The 20759-nt window shown below is 44.9% G+C and carries 16 protein-coding genes and 1 riboswitch; of the genes, 6 read left to right on the top strand and 10 right to left on the bottom strand.

Annotated elements, in window-relative coordinates; genetic code table 11:
- Positions 1-127 precede the first annotated feature (127 nt).
- Positions 128-784 carry a DUF2490 domain-containing protein gene (locus WC222_11670; GenBank protein ID MFA6917048.1) on the top strand — a complete coding sequence of 219 codons (657 nt, stop codon included), beginning with the start codon at positions 128-130 and terminating at the stop codon, positions 782-784.
- Between the two features lie 36 nt (positions 785-820).
- Here WC222_11670 and WC222_11675 read toward each other — a convergent pair whose 3' ends face one another.
- The 5 genes from WC222_11675 to bioB are packed head-to-tail and all read right to left on the bottom strand — an operon-like array spanning position 821 to position 5412.
- Complete coding sequence (locus WC222_11675) at positions 821-1453, bottom strand: hypothetical protein (protein ID MFA6917049.1); 633 nt, start codon at positions 1451-1453, stop codon at positions 821-823.
- On the bottom strand, positions 1447-2739 hold the full coding sequence (gene bioA, locus WC222_11680; GenBank protein MFA6917050.1) for an adenosylmethionine--8-amino-7-oxononanoate transaminase: 1293 nt from the start codon (positions 2737-2739) through the stop codon (positions 1447-1449). Before bioA ends, WC222_11675 begins: the two co-directional genes overlap by 7 nt.
- Positions 2721-3329, bottom strand: coding sequence for a dethiobiotin synthase (gene bioD / locus WC222_11685; GenBank protein ID MFA6917051.1), 609 nt, complete (start codon positions 3327-3329; stop codon positions 2721-2723). Before bioD ends, bioA begins: the two co-directional genes overlap by 19 nt.
- Positions 3326-4441, bottom strand: a complete 1116-nt coding sequence (locus WC222_11690) for a pyridoxal phosphate-dependent aminotransferase family protein (protein ID MFA6917052.1) — start codon at positions 4439-4441, stop codon at positions 3326-3328. The genes bioD and WC222_11690 overlap by 4 nt, the downstream gene beginning before the upstream one ends.
- Positions 4426-5412 carry a biotin synthase BioB gene (bioB, locus tag WC222_11695; GenBank protein MFA6917053.1) on the bottom strand — a complete coding sequence of 329 codons (987 nt, stop codon included), beginning with the start codon at positions 5410-5412 and terminating at the stop codon, positions 4426-4428. The genes WC222_11690 and bioB overlap by 16 nt, the downstream gene beginning before the upstream one ends.
- A gap of 91 nt (positions 5413-5503) precedes the next feature.
- Here bioB and WC222_11700 point away from each other — a divergent pair, with 91 nt between their 5' ends.
- Positions 5504-6871, top strand: coding sequence for an FAD/NAD(P)-binding protein (locus WC222_11700; GenBank protein MFA6917054.1), 1368 nt, complete (start codon positions 5504-5506; stop codon positions 6869-6871).
- A 351-nt stretch (positions 6872-7222) separates the two neighbouring features.
- Here WC222_11700 and WC222_11705 read toward each other — a convergent pair whose 3' ends face one another.
- The 4 genes from WC222_11705 to WC222_11720 form a co-directional block, all read right to left on the bottom strand.
- On the bottom strand, positions 7223-9547 hold the full coding sequence (locus tag WC222_11705) for a ribonucleoside-diphosphate reductase subunit alpha (protein MFA6917055.1): 2325 nt from the start codon (positions 9545-9547) through the stop codon (positions 7223-7225).
- A gap of 2 nt (positions 9548-9549) precedes the next feature.
- Complete coding sequence (locus WC222_11710; GenBank protein ID MFA6917056.1) at positions 9550-10530, bottom strand: ribonucleotide-diphosphate reductase subunit beta; 981 nt, start codon at positions 10528-10530, stop codon at positions 9550-9552.
- A 158-nt stretch (positions 10531-10688) separates the two neighbouring features.
- A riboswitch (cobalamin riboswitch) is annotated at positions 10689-10880 on the bottom strand.
- Positions 10881-10947: 67 nt separating this feature from the next.
- Complete coding sequence (locus tag WC222_11715; protein MFA6917057.1) at positions 10948-12255, bottom strand: MBL fold metallo-hydrolase; 1308 nt, start codon at positions 12253-12255, stop codon at positions 10948-10950.
- On the bottom strand, positions 12219-12884 hold the full coding sequence (locus WC222_11720) for a hemolysin III family protein (protein ID MFA6917058.1): 666 nt from the start codon (positions 12882-12884) through the stop codon (positions 12219-12221). The genes WC222_11715 and WC222_11720 overlap by 37 nt, the downstream gene beginning before the upstream one ends.
- Before the next feature lie 108 nt (positions 12885-12992).
- On the opposite strand from WC222_11720, the gene WC222_11725 reads away from it, so the two are divergent.
- From WC222_11725 to WC222_11735, 3 genes are read left to right on the top strand one after another with little or no spacing between them, the layout of a single operon-like run.
- On the top strand, positions 12993-14753 hold the full coding sequence (locus tag WC222_11725) for a long-chain fatty acid--CoA ligase (GenBank protein MFA6917059.1): 1761 nt from the start codon (positions 12993-12995) through the stop codon (positions 14751-14753).
- Positions 14750-16030 carry a thiolase family protein gene (locus WC222_11730; protein ID MFA6917060.1) on the top strand — a complete coding sequence of 427 codons (1281 nt, stop codon included), beginning with the start codon at positions 14750-14752 and terminating at the stop codon, positions 16028-16030. The genes WC222_11725 and WC222_11730 overlap by 4 nt, the downstream gene beginning before the upstream one ends.
- Positions 16030-18192 carry a 3-hydroxyacyl-CoA dehydrogenase NAD-binding domain-containing protein gene (locus WC222_11735; GenBank protein MFA6917061.1) on the top strand — a complete coding sequence of 721 codons (2163 nt, stop codon included), beginning with the start codon at positions 16030-16032 and terminating at the stop codon, positions 18190-18192. Before WC222_11730 ends, WC222_11735 begins: the two co-directional genes overlap by 1 nt.
- A 70-nt stretch (positions 18193-18262) precedes the next feature.
- Here the strand turns inward: WC222_11735 and WC222_11740 are convergent, their stop codons facing one another.
- On the bottom strand, positions 18263-20170 hold the full coding sequence (locus WC222_11740; GenBank protein ID MFA6917062.1) for an acyl-CoA dehydrogenase family protein: 1908 nt from the start codon (positions 20168-20170) through the stop codon (positions 18263-18265).
- Positions 20171-20326: 156 nt separating this feature from the next.
- On the opposite strand from WC222_11740, the gene WC222_11745 reads away from it, so the two are divergent.
- Positions 20327-20758 (top strand): type III secretion system chaperone, encoded by a 432-nt coding sequence (locus WC222_11745; protein ID MFA6917063.1) that lies wholly within the window; start codon positions 20327-20329, stop codon positions 20756-20758.
- Position 20759 lies beyond the last annotated feature (1 nt).

A 20759-nucleotide genomic window follows, 5' to 3' on the forward strand; every position in this document is an offset into this window, starting at 1 on the left:
GCAAAAGACTGCTTCGCAGTTATGCATATGTAATGGGGGGGGGGTAAACCTTGAAATTAATCTCAGAAAAGGATACTTACCAATTAATTGAGTATTAGCTATAAGCATAATTTTCACGTTAGAAAATATGCAAAAAATATTTCATATCATTCTACTCCTATTAGTTCTTCCGCTTTACATTAAAGCTAACGACCATCTCATCGAATTTTGGCCACAATTTAACATTGGTCAATGGGAAAAAGATAAGTGGAAGCTAGAAGCTCATATTGAATTACGTTTTACAGAGCCTATTACACGTCTTCGTTATTTTGAATATTCTGAGAAGCTTGCATACCAAGCATTTAAGTATTTAAATTTTCGTGCAGGGTTAACGTATATTACTGAGAAAAAGTTTGATCAGGTGAAATACCGTTATAATACACGCTTAGAATTTGAGGCGAATCCCTCTTTGCCCTTAGGTGAGAAAACCCTGTTGACATTAAGGAATAGGCTTGAACTCCGTAAGTTCCAGGATAACAATGCAATTAATTTTCGCTCTAGGCATAGGCTGCGTGTGGCTATTGAACCTTCAAGCAAAACAACTTTCAAAACCATTTCTATGTCTGACGAGATATTCTACGATTACACCCAAGATCAATTCGTGGAAAATAGATATATCCCTATACAGTTCGAATTTGAGGTATCCTCAGAACTTGATATAGCCTTATACCTTATGCTGAAAAGCTCACAAGCTACGAGCGGGTGGAGCCAAAGCTTTATCATTGGCTCCAATTTTGACTTCTGACTTACCTGAAGCTCGCAGTGAAGTGATTCTGAATAGCTATGTTATAGTAGGTAAGGCAGACAGATCCTTCAAATTTGCTAGCCAAATTTGGCAGAGTTTTTCCTCATAAGAACACGCTACTACCATCATTTCCTTAGAATCCGGGATCAAGGCAAGTTCACGTTCCATCTCTTCCAGGTGTTCTTTTTCCTCCAATAAGATAGACATCACGGTCACGGGCGACTTAGCAGCTTTCAAGACTTTATGGTAAGTGGGATAAAGCATAGATGCCCTTAATTCAATGGCATACGTTACAAGCAGGTAGGCGGCTTCTTTAGCTTGGATAGAGGTTAACCCGCTTCTCTGTTGTAAATAACGGCATACTGCAACATCGAGCGTGTTTAGATAGTGTAAGCTTGCATACCCGCCTAACATGGAATCTAATGCATAGGTCTCAAATTTTTGTTCAGATACACGGCTGATTTGGCTTTTAAGATAATGTGCATGCCTAAACTCTTCAGCTGCGTGTTTCAACATCTCTTCTTTTACTTTAGTAGGGTGCTCGCAAAGGGCAATTTTCCGTGCGCCGCAGTTTTCCATATACGATAAAGTATTCAACCATTTGGCGTGTGTATCGCCATTGGAAACTATATCAGTTAATATTTCTTCGAAATGAGCTTCTTTCAACATGATAAACTTTCCAATAGGGTTTGATAGATATGATATAAGTCTTCTTCACTCACACAATAGGGAGGAAGGACGTGAACGTAGTTGCCAAAAGGGCGCAAAACGACGTGTTTAGCAAAAAAATGCGGGACAATCCGCTGTTTTAACGAGCTGAAGTAGCCACTATCGCCCTCTCGCGTTTTATATTCCAGACTTAAGATAGTGCCTTGGACTTCGCACCGCTCCCATAAGTGTTGGTACTGTTCCTTAAACTGAAGGTGTGATGCTTCTATTCTAGCACGCTGGGCTGAACAGTCATTGGTCAAAAGCAAGTCCAGACTCGCTAAGGCTGCTGCACATCCTAAGGGGTTGGCGGTATAGGTATGTCCATGAAGAAAAGCAGCAGCTCTGTCTTGGGATTGGAAACCTTCAAAGATAAAGTCTTTGCAAACAGTCAGTGCTAACGGTAAGGCACCACCAGTAAGGCCTTTGGCTAAGCAAATAATATCCGGAGTATGTTTCAAATATTCGCATGCGAAGAGGGGGCCTGTTCTACCGAAACCGGTCATTACTTCGTCTGCTATAGTCAGAATATTGTTTTTCTCGCAAATCTCCATGAGTACATCCAAGCCCTTAGCTGAATGGCTTTTCATACCATTAAACCCTTGGATGATGGGCTCAAAGATGAATCCGGCAACGCTCTTATGCTCAATCAAGGCATTCAATTGTGCATACGATTCCTCTTCTTTTCCAGCAAAAGGGGGATCGATCCATTCCACATCGAACATGAAAGGCCAGAAGGGGCGGTTAAAGCTGGTTTTTCCTGCGGCGGACATTGCCCCAAAGGTATCTCCATGATAGCCGCCCTTAAAGCAGATAAGGACGTCTTTTTCGGGAGCGGCACCTTTGTTATGCCAAAACTGGAAAATAATTTTTAGTGCAGCCTCCACTGCCGTGGAACCGTTGTCTGAGTAGAAGAAGCGGTTGAGGCCTGGGGGTAAAATAGCTTTTAAACGTTCCGCCAACAATATCGCAGGTTCGTGCGTATAGTCAGCAAACATCACATGCTGCAGGTTTTGCGCTTGTTCATAGATTTTTTCTGCGATGTAGGGATGGGAGTGTCCGTGCAGATTTGTCCACCAGGAAGAGACAGCATCGATATAACGTGTACCCATGTCAGAATAAAGGTAGGCTCCTTGCGCTTTCACTATCGCTATGGGCAATGGGTCAGTTTCGTATTGGGTAAAGGGATGCCAAATGATGGCTCTATCACGCTGTGTTAGCTGGGAATCTAAAGTTGGAATTGCCATTGCTTAGCGTACCTTTGGATAATATTAAAATTTAGTATAGGTTCTTCGCTAAGCCTTCCTAAGCAAGCTAAGCGCGTATAGTTCAAAATGAATTCCTCGCTAGCCTCATTCACTTTCCCATTGAAAATGATACCGGCAATGTCAACCTGTATTTGCCGGAGGCATTCATATGTCATGAGAGTATGGTTAATGCTGCCTAGATAATGCTTCGAGACGATAATCCACCGGCAATTCCAGGATGCATAGCAGTCTAGTTGGGTCAGTGTATCATTCAAGGGGGATAGCACCCCTCCTGCAAGTTCGATAATCAATGGACGTATTGTTTCAGGGGGAATGATGGACTCTGGAAGTATCTCTCTTTGTTCTAAACGAGCCGCTAGATGTGGTGAGACCGGTTGTTCGAATCGATAAGCTTCCGGATGACATACTAAAGCATCACGGGAAAGAGACTTAACCATCAATGTGTCTGATTGATCTAATTGACCGGACTGAATAGGCTTCCAATAGTCAGCTTGTAGCTTTTCGGCCAGAATAGCCGAAACTACGGTTTTGCCGACATCAGTACCTATTCCTGCGACAGCAACTCTCATAAATGACCCTTAAGTAAATGCAAGAGAGACTCTACTTGCGAAGGGGTATTGAAAGAATGCAAAATTAAGCGTAAAATTTCCTGCCCTTTTTTGACTGTAGGACTAAGGATAGGGCGTACATCATATCCCTCCGTTGCCAAAGCCATAGCCGCTGCTTTTACGCGGGAGTTTCCGGGAATCACCATAGATTGTATTGGAGAGAAATGGAAATCCTTCACTAAACTATATTGCCTACTTAAGCTTTCAAAATAGCTTATCAGCGCAAAAAGTTTATTTCTCTGAGTATCCGCCTCATGGATCTTACTGTAGCTAATATCAATAGCTTTTATGGCGTATGGTGGAAGAGCTGTCGAATAGCAAAAGGGACGTGCGAAATTGATAAGGTATTGCTTCAGAAGCTGACTCCCAAGGACGGCTCCGCCAAATACTCCAAAAGCTTTGCCATATGCAAGCACACGTGCGAAAACTTTATCCTCTATACCTTCTGCAACGACGCGCCCTTCGCCTTTTTTTCCATAGACTCCGATAGCGTGGGCCTCATCCACAATCAGACCCGCTCCATATTCATCACAAAGAGCGCTCATCTCTTTTAGTGGGGCTAAGGACCCATCCATGGAATAGACTGACTCTACGACAACAAAAATTGGATGGCGCTTTTTACGCACATCTTCTAAACGTTTTTTTAGATGTTTGGTATCATTGTGAAAAAAGGGATAGCTTTTGCCCTTGGTAAATCGCAGTCCATCTTGGACTGAGGCGTGGCAATGTAGGTCATAAATCACAGAGACATCCTCCTTTAAAAGAGAATCCATTAACCCTTGATTAGCCGCGTAACCTGTATTGAAAATCAAGGCTGCTTCAGCGTGATGATATTTTGCGATTTTGTTTTCTAAGGATTCTATAGGTTCAGAATGCCCGGTCAATAATCGTGATCCTGTAGATCCACGGCTTAACTTTTCGGGCGACCTACCATCAGTATCCAGTGCTAATCCCAAGTAATCGTTAGAGGTGAAGTCGACTAGTCCTGAAGTATATTTAAGGGAACGCAAGGTGCCTTCCAGCATCCTTGCTTCCAACCTTTTTCGCAGTAAATTATTTAACTGCAAGAGCATGCAGAAACTTCCTTGTATGCAGGACGCGCTGTAAGATTCAGAGTTTCCATCATCTGCATATCAAAATTTAGGTCTGGATTAGGTGTCGTCAGTAACTTATCTCCAATAAAGATCGAATTCGCACCGGCCAGAAAACATAAAGCTTGTTCTGCTTCGGAACGACCTTCCCGTCCTGCTGATAGTCTAACCATTGTTTGCGGCATAATGATACGTGTCGTGGCGATCATTCTTACGACATCCCAGATAGGAACCGGAGGCCTGCTTTGAAGCGGAGTGCCGCTGACAGAGATCAGCATATTAATCGGCACTGATTCGGGATGTTTTTCCCTTGTCGCCAAAACATGCAACATGCTCACCCTATCCTCTATCGACTCCCCCATTCCAATAATCCCGCCGCAGCAGACGCTAATACCAGCTTTTTCTACCGTATCCAAAGTATCTAATCTATCTTGGAATGTCCGCGTGGTAATGATCTGACTATAATATTCAGGAGAAGTGTCGACATTATGGTTGTAAGCATAAAGTCCTGCTTCAGCTAACCGCTTTGCCTGGCCTTCATTCAACATCCCTAAGCAAGTGCACACTTCCACTCCTAAAGAGGAAACCTCTTTGACCATTTCCAATACACGGTCAAATTGGGGACTATCGCGGACAGAACGCCAAGCGGCTCCCATACAGATACGGGTCACGCCATATTCGAGTGCGCTTTGGGCATCATCCATCACCCTTTTAAGTTCCACAAGAGGTTCGGCTTTGACAAAAGTCTGGCTGCTTGCTGATTGGGGGCAGTATTTGCAATCTTCCGGACATCCGCCCGTTTTGACTGAAATCAAATGACAAAGCTGAACTTCATTTGTATCATGGTATTGGCTCTTGACTGTTCCCGCTTTTAATATGAGTTCCATCAGAGGAGAATCGTGAATAGTCCGTATTTCATCCTTTGTCCAATTATGCCGTATCTCTTCCTTCATTCTTTTCCCCTCTTTAAAGGCATTGATTATTTGTACATTGTCCTTTTTTGTACAGGTTGAGTTCAATCGCCATATCAGTTATTTTGGACTTATGACAAAACAACGCATTGCAATTATCGGCGCAGGTTTTTCAGGACTTTCAGTTCTAGTGCATTTGGTAGCTGCTACGAACAAACCACTGCAAATATTACTGTTTGAAAGGTCTGGACAACCTGGTTTAGGGGCTGGGTACGGCACTCAGTCACCTCATCATCTGCTTAACGTAAGAGCGGGGCAAATGGGGGCATTCGCAGACCGTTCTGATGATTTCTTTGTATGGCTACTGCACAACGAAGGATATTGGAGGGAGCAAAGCCCCTATTATAAGCACCTGAGCATCTCTCCTTATGGCTTCCTTCCCCGCCATCTCTATGGCCTATACTTAGCTGACCTCCTAAAAAAGACCCTTGCGCAAGCTCAAACGAAGGGTATAGAAGTTGAGGTGCACCCTCAAGAAATCATAGGCGCCACAACAACGCCTAGCGAATCGTGGGTTTTGCAGGCAATGGATGGCTCCCAATACATTACTGATTACATCGTAATCTCTACCGGCGTCTCCCCTACCAAAAGATTTTCCTTTGAAACAGCTCAGCTAATTGAATCAAAAAGATATTTCCATAGCATTTGGAATAAAGCCTTTTATACTAACACCTTCGATTGTGATTCTGTAGCTATCATAGGATCCGGCTTAACGGCTGTCGACGCACTCGCGAGCTTATATGCAGCAAAATATCCAGGTAAAATCACTGTTATATCCAAACACGGTCACTTCCCGCTAGCGCACCCCATACACCCTCCGGTGCCGCTAAAAGACTTCTTAATAGACAGTACCCCTAAAGATGGGATCGTCCTCTTAGATGAAATACGTAACCTCCTAGCTTGCGGTGTAGACTGGATACAGTTGATAGATACCCTCCGTCCTTATACTTCCGTGCTTTGGCAAAGTTCCTCAAAAAAAGCTAAACAACAGTTTATGCGGCATCTATTCTCTTTGTGGAATAAGCATAGACATCGCATGGCTCCTGAAAACAGTCAGATGATCCAAAATATGATCAGCAGCGGACAGCTCCAAGTTATGGCAGGTAATGTGCAAAATGTCGAATTACTGGATGATCAGAGATACAATATTAGTTACTCTTCCGGTAAATCTTTTGAAACTGACTGCGTACTGAATTGCACAGGTCCCAGCTATGACATTGTGTCGCGTATGAACCCATTGATCACACACTTGTTAAATACGCACTACATTCAGGCTGACGAAATGGAAATGGGCCTGAAGTTGGACAAAGGACAGTATTTAGCTGGGAATAACAGCCATACAATTTTCGGCATTGGGTCATTGTTGTTCGGAAGCCTTTTTGAGACTACAGCAGTCCCTGATCTACGTCAGCAGGCGAGTACAATTGCTTCGTGCTTCTAAAAGTATCTTCAGAGTGGTTTGTTTTAATTCGGAAACACGTTTGTTAACTTGATGGGATTTAGCATGACCAAATTCAGCTGTTGCCATTTGGGTTTATCCTGCAAAAAATCCGGACTTAATTCGGTGTCGTGTAAATGTTTGACGTGATCGCGTCAGCGAGCATGTCAACGTCGGGCGCTGCGGTCCCGCGGGGGACCGCAGCGATGTGAGATCGGTACAAAAACAATGATGCCAGTGACAGCCTAATGTGGGGCGGAGCTTCTTTGCGTTCTTTGGGTCTTTGCGTTCAAAAAAAAACCGCCACACAAACGCCTTTGCAGGCAACTTCTTACCGGGCGTAGCTTCTCTGCTCTAACTACTGCAACTCAAGCACTCTGCATCTAACGTACACACCTCTTTGAATTTTTTGCGCGATGCCTCGTTCACCGTAAATTTTATCGGTTCCGAAGCTGCTTTCGTTCTTAAGTAGTACATCCCCGTCTTCAATCCTTTTTTCCATGCGTAAAAGTGCATGGAAGTGAGTTTACTGAATGTAGGGTTCTCAATAAATAGGTTCAAAGACTGCGACTGGCAGATGTAGGGGCTTCTATCTGCCGCCATGTCGATGATGGCCTTCTGCTTTATTTCCCACACTGTCTTATATAACTGCTTCATCTCAAAGGGGATTTCTTCAATATGTTGTATAGATCCATTAGCCAGCAAAATCGCTTGTTTGATGTCTTCATTCCACAAGTTCATCTTCACAAGGTCTGCCAGCAGATACTTGTTGATGACAATAAACTCACCTGACAGAACTCTGCGTGTGTATAGATTGGAGGTCAGCGGCTCTATGCATTCGGTATTTCCCAATATCTGCGATGTGGATGCTGTAGGCATCAATGCTAGTAGGAGAGAATTTCGTATTCCATGCTCTGCGACCTGTGCTTTAAGAGCTTCCCAATCCCAACGTGGACCGGGACTGACACCCCACATATCATACTGGAAGATTCCTTCTGATACAGGAGAGCCCGCATAAGTTTCATAAGCACCTTCTTCACGAGCAAGCTCCATGGAGGCTGTCATCGCCCCAAAATAGATTGTCTCAAAGATATCCTTATTAAGCTGTGCAGCATCTTCAGATTCAAATGGCATCCGCAGCAACATAAACACGTCGGCAAGCCCTTGCACTCCTATACCGATAGGACGATGGAGAAGATTTGACTGACGCGCCTCAGCAACGGGGTAATGATTCCCTACGATAATCTTATTCAAATTGCGGGTGATAGTTTTAGTGACTTCAAAGAGCTTATGATGATCAAATACACCATTAACAATATATCTTGGAAGTGCTATCGATGCCAAATTGCATACAGCGATCTCGTCCGGGGAGGTATATTCAACAATTTCAGTACATAAGTTGCTGGATTTGATGGTCCCTAAATTCTGCTGATTGGATTTATTGTTGCAGGCATCCTTGTAAACCATATAAGGAGTTCCGGTTTCGATCTGCGCTTCTAAAATCTTTGTCCAAAGTTCCTGTGCTTTCATTGTCCTTCGGGCTTTTCCTTCTTGCTCATACCGTGTGTACAATGCTTCAAAGGCTTCACCCCAGCAGTCATCTAAGCCTGGAGCTTCATTCGGACAAAAAAGCGACCACTGTCCATTTTCTTCGATACGTTGCATGAACAGGTCCGGAATCCACAAGGCGGTAAATAGGTCGCGCGTACGCAGTTCCTCTTTGCCGGTATTTTTACGCAGGTCCAGAAAAGACACAATATCGGCATGCCAAGGCTCGAGGTAGACAGCAAAGGATCCTTTGCGCTTGCCGCCTCCCTGATCTATATACCGGGCAGTATCGTTATAAACCCTTAACATGGGAATGATTCCATTGGAACTTCCCCCTGTTCCGCAGATATAGGAGCCTGTGGCCCTAACATTATGGATACTTAACCCTATGCCCCCGGCAGATTGCGAAATTTTTGCGCACGCTTTTAACGTGTCAAAGATCCCTTCAATGCTATCTTCCTTGATTTGGAGCAATAGGCAAGACGACATCTGCGGGTTGGGTGTGCCTGCATTAAACAAGGTAGGTGTGGCATGCACAAAATAACGTTCGCTCATCAAATTATATGTCTCTATAGCTGCCGGTATATCTTGTTTATGGATGCCTATAGCTACCCTCATCAGAAGATGCTGGGGACGTTCTACAGTTTTTCCATGCATTTTTAGAAGATATGACCTTTCGAGCGTTTTAAATCCAAAATAGTTAAAGGCAAAATCCCGGTCGTAGATGATGGCTGCATCAAGTATTTCAGAGTTTTCTTGAATAATAGCATAGACATCGGCTGCTATCAGAGGGGCGCTTTTATCTGATTTACCATCTCTGTAGTAATACAAGGCTTCTATCGTTTGTGAAAATGATTTATTGGTATTTTTATGCAGGTTGGATATGGCTATTCTTGCTGCCAACAAGGCATAGTCGGGATGTTTGGAAGCTAATGTAGCAGCCACCTCGGCTGCTAGGTTGTCTAATTCCGATGTCGTGACGCCATCATAGATGCCTTCGATCACTTTTTTGGCAACTAAGATAGGGTCTACGTGCACTTGGTCTAAGCCATAGCATAAACGCTGGATGCGGGAAGTAACCTTATCGAATTTAACTTCTTGCCGTCTTCCGTCTCTTTTTAAGATAAACATAGTTAAAACTCCTCATCCAGAGTAAAGGTGCCATGTTCATTAGCAGAAACAACTCCGGATTTTTGATAGTCAGAGACCCTGCGTTCAAAGAAGTTTGTTTTTCCGGTCATAGAGATAAGTTCCATAAAGTCAAAGGGGTTGACAGCATCGAACATTTTATCTACTCCTAATGCGATAAGGAGCCTATCTGCTACAAATGAGATATATTCGCACATCAAGTCGGCATTCATCCCTATCAAACGCACCGGTAGAGCATCGCGCACAAATTCATACTCCAGCTCAACAGCGCTGCGGATGATCTGTCTGATGGTCTCCGGAGAAAGCTTATTTTCTAGTTGAGAATATACCATGCAGGCAAAATCGCAGTGCAAACCCTCATCCCTTGAGATCAGTTCATTAGCAAAGCTAAGCCCCGGCATGAGTCCACGTTTTTTAAGCCAGAAGATGGAACAGAAGCTGCCTGAAAAAAAGATCCCCTCCACTGCAGCAAAAGCTATCAACCTTTCAGCAAAGGTTCCCTTCTCAATCCAACGCAATGCCCACTCGGCTTTTTTCTGTACGCACGTAACGGTATCGATGGCACGGAAGAGATAGTCTTTCTCTACCGGATCTTTGATATAGGTATCTATTAGGAGGGAGTATGCTTCAGAATGGATATTTTCTATCATGATCTGGAAACCGTAAAAACAGCGCGCTTCCGGATACTGCACCTCATTCATAAAGTTAGCGGCTAAATTCTCATTGACGATACCGTCACTTGCTGCAAAGAATGCTAAAACGTGCTTGATAAAATATTTTTCATCTTCATTTAACTTCCTGTCCCAATCCGCAAGATCGGGTGAAAGGTCTATCTCTTCCGCTGTCCAAAAGCTAGCCTCAGCTTTTTTATACATTTCCCATAATGCATGGTGTGTAATGGGAAAGAGGACGAATCGATCTTTGTTTTCTTCTAAAATTGGTTCGAGGCGTGTTTGTGCTGTCATAGGAAAAATCCCTAAAAAAAATGAAATCATAAACGCCGCAAGTTACAAAACTTGCGTAAAAATTCGTTTAAATTCGAGTAGGGAAAAAATATTCGCGCATTGGAGAGTATTCTTCCCATCCTGCCTTTAACGAGACAGTTCACCTAAACAATGTTTAGATGTGATGAGTAAGATAAAGCAGGTCTTCTGACTCCGAGATCATCCTTCAGTCTAGCCTTCCCGCTTTTAAGCAGTGGCATAAGATTTTGACTGTCGTCACTCGTTACAGCGGCGTCACCGCACGGGATTCACACCCGTTTCCCTATTCTCCCATAACCTTAGTTACAGGCACTTTACCTTCTAGCAACCACAACATGTTGTGATTTCCGTTTAAATATCTACACGATTTAGTAAATATGGCACAAACTATTTTTTTATCTAGTTTGTCATGACTCCAAAGATTGCAGAAACTTGTCTGAAATCTCGGTTCTGTAGAAAAGAAGCCCCTATAGAAGCGCGATGGCCTGAATGGCACATCACGATGATGGGCTTATCTTGCGGCACTTCTTCCACACGCGACGGTAACTCATTCAGAGGGATATGCAAAGCCCCTGCAACGGGAGTTTCCTTCACCTCATTATTACTACGGACATCCAACAATACTGCCCCTTTAGGGAAATGCCTCACTACAGCTGGCCCCAGGACTGTCAGGCTATCAAACGGCCCTTCGTGCTCTTCCTTCCATAATTTACCATAAATGGGCGCATCCATACCTACCAGATGCAAAGCCTCGCTCGCTTCGTTAATAGTAGGTTTATCATTTGCAATTAACATTAAGGGTCTATCAAAGGGCAATAAGACAGGAGCCCATTGTATGAAGGAAGGCCCAAAACCGATGTTGATGGATCCCGGAATATGCTTTTCAGCGAACTCTTCCTTTGAACGCAAATCGACGATCACCGCATTATTATGTGCTTCGGCCACTTCTGCTAAGCTCTGGGCTGCATTGATCCTTTTCATTCTAGAAAAATATGCCGGTGCTTTAGGCATATCTTTTAATACAAATCGTACCCATTCATCTTTGGGCAATGGCTGCAGATAGGGATTATGGATACGTTCATTTTTTATAGTTGTGGAGGCCTCAGTGCTAATGCCCTTCCCGCACAATGAGCCTGCGCCATGGGCAGGCCAAACTTGTATATTTTCATCCAGCTGAGGAAGTACCTCGAAAATACTGTGATATAGTTGGGAAGCTAAATCTGCTATTGCCTGCTCGCCTAAAAGATCTGGACGCCCCACACTGCCGACAAAAAGGAAGTCACCCGTAAAAGCATGCGTCGGGTTGCCTTCTTTAAGAAGGATCCACATCAGATGCTCGGGTGTATGCCCCGGAGTATGCCATGCTTGTAACGTATACGAACCTAACTCAATATTCTGGCGGTCTTTAACATTGCCTACAGCACTGCCTTCACTTGAACGGTAGACTGCAGCTTTATTCTCTAAGGCTGCGGACAGATCTTCAGATCCTGAAATAAAATCTGCATGGATATGTGTTTCTAAAATAGCAACGATCTGCGCATCTGCCTTTGCAGCTATTTTAAGGATGGGCTGGATAGCGCGCGAAGGATCAATGACGGCTGCACGCCGGGTCGTAGGATCCACAATCACATAAGTATTTAGGGCAATGCCCGGAACAATAATGCGGTAAATCATACAACGTAGTGAAGTATAGCAAAATAATGACACATACTGCCTCCTATGACAAACATATGCCAAATGGCATGATGGAATACAGGTTTCTCAAGTACATAAATAATAGCCCCAAAGGAATAGGATAATCCCCCTGCTACGATCAGATATAATCCTTCCATAGGCATCGCTTCAATAAAAGCCTCGGATGCAATCACTATCATCCAGCCCATCCCTAAATAGAACAATGTCGAAAGGATAGGCCATTTGTCTATAAAAAATATTTTAAAGAGTATCCCGACAAAAGCAAGAGACCAAACAATAGAAAAGAGTGTCCAACCCCAGGTTTCGCTTAGGGTAACCAGCGCGAACGGAGTGTAGGTCCCGGCTATTAATGCATAGATGGCGCAATGATCCACGATTTTCAGAGTTTGTTTAGTTTTAGGATCTTGCATTCCATGATAGAAAGTTGACGCAGCATAAAGGATAATCAAAGTACTCCCGAAAACTGTCGCACTGCAAATCTTGCAGATGTCTTCAGATATTAACGCGGCGGAGAGCAGCCACCCTAGACCTAATATACTTAAAAGTAATCCTAAACCGTGAGTAAGAGTATTGGCTACTTCTTCAATATTAATAGATGCTGGCATGGCAAGCGATGAGTCCATTGTATCTTCTATTTCCATATCCTTCTCCCTAACTCGTTAAACTCAAAATAGGCTTTTCATTGTATTTCTGTAAAAAATAAATTTTTTTGTTTATAATCAAATAAAGCCTAGCCTGAGGATTTTACCGTGAAACCACAATACACAATCGGTGAACTTTTAACTTTCATTGAAGAAAATTACTCCAATCCCAAAGCTCTTGTAAGTTATGAGCATGAATCTTGGCATGCCTACTCTACAGAGCAAATGCTAGAGGAAATTAAGTATATAGCTCTAGGATTAAAATCGCTAGGCATAGAAAAGGGCACTTTCGTAGGGTTAATTGCTCCTTCCAGTGCCCGATGGACTATGATAGACCTTGCCATCATGTCTATAGGAGCTGTATCGGTCGGCCTTTTCTTGAATGTTTCAGAAGAAAACTTCCGCTACGAAGTAGAACTGGCAGAAATCAAAACCATCTTTGTCGAAGGAAGCGATGCCTGGCTGCGGCATGACCACTGCAAAGACCACTTTAATCTCACTATTGCCCTCGATGACGAACCGCAGGGTGAAAAGACCATAACTTATCAGGCTCTTCTTGCTCGTGGTCGCGAATTATATGATGTGGAACCTGACCTTTTTAAAAGTCTCCTTCAAAGCCACACTCCCGATACTGTCGCTGCTGTAATTTTCACCAGCGGAAGCACCGGTACCCCTAAAGGCGCAGTCCACACCCATCAAAGCCTTATTTCCTTATTCTATAATGACTCGCTGCAGTGGGATTCCAAAAATGACATTTATCTTTCCATCCTTCCCTTAGCCCATATTCTTGCCCGCAGCGTCAGTTTCATTATGGTCATGTGGGGCATCAGCATTTATTATTATAATGACCTGAAAAATCTGGGCGTCGCCTGTCGGGAAGTACACCCTACTGTGATGGTCGTTGTTCCCCGCCTCCTGGAAAAAGTTTACAGTAAAATGGTTGCCAATGTGGAAGCCGCCGGCTACCTCAAACGCACCATCGGCGAGTGGGCATTTGACCTTGCCAATCAAGAAACAGAGACTACCTGGAAACATCTTTTCCACGGATTGGCCGATAAGCTCGTCTATTCGCATCTTAGGGAAGCATTAGGTGGAAAACTCCGCCTTGTCATAAGCGGTGGGGCCGCATTAGACCCGCACCTGAACCACTTTTTAGGCGATATCGGGATTGCGATTAATGAAGGTTGGGGTTTGACCGAAGCGTGTCCTGTCTGCGTAAATCCAATTGGAAAGACGAAGTTAGGCAGTATCGGCACCCTCGTCGAGGGAATGGAAATCATGATCAGCCCTATCGGCGAGATACTCATCCGCGGACCGCTCGTCATGAAAGAATATTTAAAAAATCCTGAGGCTACAGCGCAAGCCATCGACGCCGAAGGCTGGCTGCATACAGGGGATAAAGGAACGATCGACGAAGAAGGCTATGCCTTCATCATCGGACGCTTGAAAGAGCTGATCAAAACCTCCAACGGTGAAATGATCGCCCCTGTCCCCATTGAGCATGCCTTAACTAAAGCACCTTTTATTGAAACGGCAATTATCATCGCTGAGAGAAGGAAATTCGTCTCTGCCCTACTTGTTCCCAACTTTGAATATCTGCATGGCCTCAAAAACAATAAAAATATGAGCAACCTTTCCGACGAGGATTTTCTAAATAGCAGCTACATCAAATCTGAGATGGAACAGCTTCTGAACAAAATGAACCAAACGCTAAACCACTGGGAGCAAATCCACGCCTACAGATTCATCATGCATCCTTTAAGCATTGAAAATGGCGAACTCACCCCTTCCATGAAAATCATTCGAGAAACTATAGAGAAAAACTACAAATCCTTAATCGACTCGATCTATCAAGAGGAAAAAAAATGAGAAAACGGATTGCAATAGTCAGCGGCGTACGCACCCCTTTTTGCAAAGGCGGCGGAGTGCTAAGGGATATGCTAGCAGACGATCTGGGCGCATATGCCGTAAAAGAAGTCTATAGCAGAACGCCTATAGATCCCAACTTGATAGACGAAGTTATCATAGGAAACGTCCTCCAGCCTGTCCATGCGACAAATATCGCACGCGTCATTGCTGTCAAAGCCGGCCTCTCACAAAAAATCCCTGCCTACACCGTCAACCGTAACTGCGCATCCGGAATGGAAGCTGTCACTACGGGAGCCGATAAAATTCTTTTGGAACAGGCAGAAATCATCCTCGCCGGCGGCGTAGAATCGATGAGCAACTTTCCTATCCTCTTCTCGCCACGCATGCGCGACTTCCTGCAAAATTTGAGCAAAGCCAAGGGGTGGCAAGGTAAGCTTAAAAGCCTGCTAGCCTTTAGACCCTCCCTATTTAAACCTGTTATCCCTGACATCTCCGACCCTTTATGCGGACTATCTATGGGACAAACTGCCGAGATCCTCACCCGCGAATTCCAGATCACGCGGTTAGAGCAGGATAAATTTGCTATGGAAAGCCACCTCAGGGCTTCCAAAGCAACGAAAGATGGGCGGTTTACCGAAGAGATCATCCCTATCCCTCTGCCACCAGACTACAAAAAAATCCAGACTATCGATGAAGGTCCACGCGATAACCAAACCCTAGAATCGCTGCTTAAGCTTAAACCTGTCTTCGACCCCCTTACAGGCACTGTCACAGCAGGTAACTCCAGCCCCATCACCGACGGTGCAGCAGCAGTCATTCTGATGTCGGAAGAAAAAGCCAAAGAACTTAACCTTAAACCACTAGGTTACATCCTTGACCATGCTGCTGCAGGTGTTGACCCCAGCCGCATGGGTATCGGCCCTGTCTACGCGACAAGCCTCCTCCTAGCTAAAACCGGCTTCACTCTAGATCAAATCGACCTTATCGAGATCAATGAAGCCTTCGCAGGACAAGTTCTCGCCGTCGTCAAAGCCTTCGCTTCGGACGAATTCGCCCGCAAAAACCTCAATAGAGATAAAGCCCTCGGTACCATCGACTTAGATAAACTCAATGTCAACGGCGGCGCCATTGCCCTCGGCCACCCTCTCGGTGCTTCCGGAACACGATTGATACTTACATTACTGCTCGAACTCAAAAAACGGAACAAGCGCTATGGTCTCGCCACTCTATGTATCGGCGGCGGCCAAGGCCAAGCATGCTTGCTGGAGGTAGAATAATGACATCTGCATTTCAACTTCAAAATAACGCTGACGGTATAGCACTGCTCACATTTAACCTTCCTAATGAAAAGGTTAATAAATTCAATTTAGCTATCCTTGCTGAACTGGATGAGCTGATAGATACCATCGCTAAAGATAGCTCCATCAAAGCTTTGAAAATTGTCAGCGGCAAAGACGACGTCTTTATCGCGGGCGCTGACCTGCATAGCTTCGAACCCGCCTTTGACGATCCGTCCATCGCAGAGAAAATTATCAATACCGGACACCGCGTCTTTAATAAACTCAGCAGCCTGCCCTTCCCCACCATTGCGGTCATCCACGGCGCCTGCTTAGGCGGAGGATTGGAATTTGTCCTCAGCTGTACCTACCGTATTGTATCCGACCACCCCAAAACGCTCTTGGCTCTGCCCGAAGTTAATCTGGGGATCTTTCCCGGCTGGGGAGGTACGCAACGCCTTCCAAGGCTCGTCGGTCTGACTGAAGGCCTAAATATGATCCTTACAGGTAAGATGGTTCCAGCCGTAAAAGCCTATAAAGCACATTTGGCCGACGCCATCTTCGCTTGGCAATTCCTGCAGCCTAAAGCCGATGAATTTATCAAACAAATCCTTACTTCCGAAGGAAAGAAAAAAGTCCTCGACCGTCGCCAACAGCTAAGTTTCGTCAATAAGCTAATGCAAAACAACCCCTTGGGGCGTTCTTTTGTATTCTACCAATCGAAAAAAGCTGTTTTAGAAAAAACACATGGACACTACCCCGCACCCCTCATAGCTTTGGATGTGATAAAGAACACCTATACTCTTCCTCTCAACGAAGGTCTGAAAAAAGAAGCCGATACTTTTATCGCCAAAATCCCAGAAGGATTTGCCAACGCCCCCGACCTCATCTCCCTTTTCTTCACCCAAGAAGCAGCAAAAAAGGAAACCGGCGCACCGGAAAACATAAAAGGGAAAGAGATCACTTCCTCCGCTGTCATAGGTGCCGGTACAATGGGCGCAGGCATCGCTTGGCTGCTGGCTGACCATAATATCTTCGTGCGGTTGAAAGATGTCTCCTGGGACCTAGTCGGTAAAGGGATAGGATTCGCCAGAGGCTACTTCAATAAAGGAGTCAAAGCTAAAAAAATTACCTGCTACGACCTGGACCGCCGCTTCCAACTTATCAGCGGTTCTATCGACTACTCAGGCTTTGATCACGCCGAAATCATCATCGAAGCTGCTACGGAAAACTTGGAGCTTAAAAAGAAAATCTTCCAAGAAGTGGAAGCCAATGTCAAACCGGATGCCATCATCGCCTCTAACACCTCATCCCTCACTATCGAGGAAATGAGCGAAGGCATGCAACATCCTGAACGTTTCGTCGGCATGCACTTCTTCAATCCTGTCAACAAAATGCCGCTTGTCGAAGTGGTTGCCGGAAAACACTCGTCCCCTCAAGCCATTGCTTCCACCGTCAGCCTCTGCCGTAAACTAGGTAAAACACCCCTCGTCGTCGGCGACTGCCACGGTTTCCTCGTCAACCGTATCTTCATGCAAGGCGCCAACGAAGTAATGCTGATGCTGGAAGAAGGCTATTCCTGGGACGAGCTCAAAAACCAAGTCCTCAACTACGGCATGCCAATGGACCCTTTCGAACTGGCCGATGAAGTGGGCAACGACGTGAGCTATAAAGTGGGCAAAACCTTCGAAAAAGCCTACGGCGAAAGAATGCGCCCTGCTAAGATCCTTCAACTGATGACGGAGAAACAGCTCTACGGTAAAAAGAACGGCAAAGGCTTCTATATCTACCAAGGAAGCAAAAAAACACAAAATCCTGAAATCAACGATCTCATCAAACAGGTCGGCAGGAAACAGCCTAACAACTATAACGAGGATATCATCCCTAGATTTATCTACGGCATGGTCAATGAAGCCTCACGCTGTCTGGAAGAAGGGATTATCTCCCGGCCGGACTTCCTCGACCTTGGCCTCATCATGGGCATAGGCTTCCCTCCCTTCCGCGGCGGCCTCCTCCGTTATGCTGACAAAGTAACACCCCAAAATATCGTCGCAACACTCCGTCGCCTCGAAACCCAGCAAGGATCCCGCTTTAAACCTAGCAACCTCCTTGTCAAAAAAGCCGAATCCAACACCCTCTTCTACCCCCCACTCCCATCCTAGCCAGCAGCAGGGGCATGGCTTTGCCCTGCACCCACCAAAGGACTTTGGTGGGTGCAGGGTGAAACGCTGCCTATTCGTCGGGGCCCATCCATTCGATGCCTTTTTCGAGCCAGCGATATTTCTTGTCTAAGACTTTCTCTGCTATTTCGTCGGTGATTTTGTCATCGTTATCATGGAGGGCTCGGAAGCGGTCTTCTATTCTACGTTCAGCAATGATTGCAAAATAGTCAGCTAGTTCTATTGCAGACGGATCTTTGAGGGAAGCAGCATACGCACAGGTGGCAGAGATGGCAAATAGCTCTGTTCCAATTTCCATCAGCCTTCCCAGAAGCATTTGTTTCAGCTCAAGCTTCTGTTGGTATTTTGCCATTGCTTCAAAAAGCTTTGCTGTCATCTTATGCGAAGTGCTTTCAACGTAGCGGAAGTGTGTCGCCAAAGGCCCTAGGTCAGAGTATCTTTTTGTGAAAAGCCCGCCGAACTTTTGTTTAGGATACCAAGCACCATAGAAACGCATAGCTTTAAAGAACCCGTTAACTTTCTCGTTAAAAGAGCTTTTCTTTGTCATTAAAGGCCCTGCAATTTTGAAATGCGGGTCCATAGCCTCGCGAGCCAGGAAGAGCTTCATTATCTCTGTAGAGCCTTCTAAGATCATATTGATGCGGCAATCGCGCATGACACGTTCCACCGGATAAGGAACTTCACCGCGTGCTTTGAGCGAGCGCCCTTTTTCATAGCCGCGTCCGCCACGGAGCTGCATTGTCATATCGGCAATTTTCCACATAGATTCTGAAGTGAATAGCTTAGCCATCGCGGCCTCGATGCGGATATCGACATTACCTTGGTCAGCCCAGAAGCTAGTGAGCCAGGTCATTGCTTCCATGGCAAAGGTTGTAGCTGCAATGTAGGCTATTTTTTCCCTGCCGGCTTCATGCAGACCAATAGGCATTCCCCACTGCACACGGTCCTTGCCCCAGCGTCGCGCTATGGATAGGCATAGTTTAGCACCGCCTGTGCAGGCTGCAGGAAGGGTAAGCCTTCCTACGTTGATGGTGCCTAATGCTAGTGCAAGGCCCCTGCCCTCATCCCAGATAAGGTTTTCTTTAGGGATTTTCACGTTAGTAAAACGTATCAAGCCGTTATATATACCGCCAAGGCCCATGAATTCACAACGGTGCACAACTTCAATTCCGGGGGAGTCCATTTCAAGGACGAAGGCGGAGATCTGTTTTCTTTCCTTCCCTTTAACCATGATCGAGGGTGTGCGTGCCATAACGACGATGATGCTGGCAATAGTGCCGTTTGTGCACCATAATTTGTCACCATTAAGGATATAGTGAGATCCATCTTCGGAAGGAATAGCTTCGACAGACATTCTTGCAGGGTCGGAACCCACATCCGGTTCTGTTAAAGCGAAGGCTGAGATCTGTCCTTGTCTAAATCTAGGAAGGAATTTCTTTTTTTGCTCTTCTGTTCCATACAGCTTTAGCGGTTGTGGAACACCGATAGACTGGTGGGCGGATATCAGGACGGCAGTTCCACCGCAATAGGATGCTACGCGCATGACTAGGCGATTATAGTTAGTTTGTGATAGCCCTAAGCCCCCGTATTCTTTGGGGATTTTGAGGGCGAAGATTCCTTGGCGTCCCATCTCGTCGATTACATTTTGTGGAATTGTGCGCGTGGCGTCTACTTCTTCAGGATCTAAATTTTTAGTGAGGAAGTCCATGAACTTTTCAATGACAGCATCGCCAATTTTTTTATCTTCTTCGGACTGGATAGGGAAAGGATAGAGGAGGGAAGGATCAAATGTTCCCATGAAGAGCTGTCCTGCAAAGCTAGGGTGCTTATACTCTTTTTCACGGGCAGACTCCGTAATATCTAACGCTTGTTGTTTTTCTTTGTTGCTACCGGCAGCATCATCAAAAAGTGAGGCCGCTTCGCGAGTTTTTACATCATCTTTCACGTCTTGAGTAGCCATTAGTCCCCCAGAATATGTCAAATTATTAATTTACATCATTATCCTACGGATCATTAGCGTCAATTCCTTTCTTTATATTATAACACTTATAAAAGTTAGTTTGATTTTATATTCCATTTTAATTTAAATTTAAATTATACAGACATTGGAGTAACTATGACTGTACATAATAATATTGAAAATATACTAAATAAAATTGCTAATATCTCCGGCGGCAGTCCACCTGCTTTCGACGATGACGGACGGTGTGTGCTAGAAATCCAGGATATTTCCATCCTTCTCGAAGCCTCATCTCAATCAAATTCCTGCCTCCTGATGAGTATTGTCTACCGCGGCCCTCCCCATCTGGAAATCTTCAAGGAAGCACTATCCGGCAACCTTTATTGGAATAAAACTAAAGGGTGTACCTTAATGTGGGAAAACAGCTCTAACTCTCTTATTCTCTGTTTAGAAAAGCAATCGGAAACACTTGATTTTCAAACGTTTACACAATCCCTCAGCGATTTTCATACTGCTGCACATCTCTGGCTCGAAACTTGCCAACGCATTCAAGAGGAAACCCAAAATTCTGCAATCAAACATTTTTAAA

The organism is Parachlamydiales bacterium (genome assembly GCA_041671045.1).
Lineage (GTDB): Bacteria > Chlamydiota > Chlamydiia > Chlamydiales > JABDDJ01 > JABDDJ01.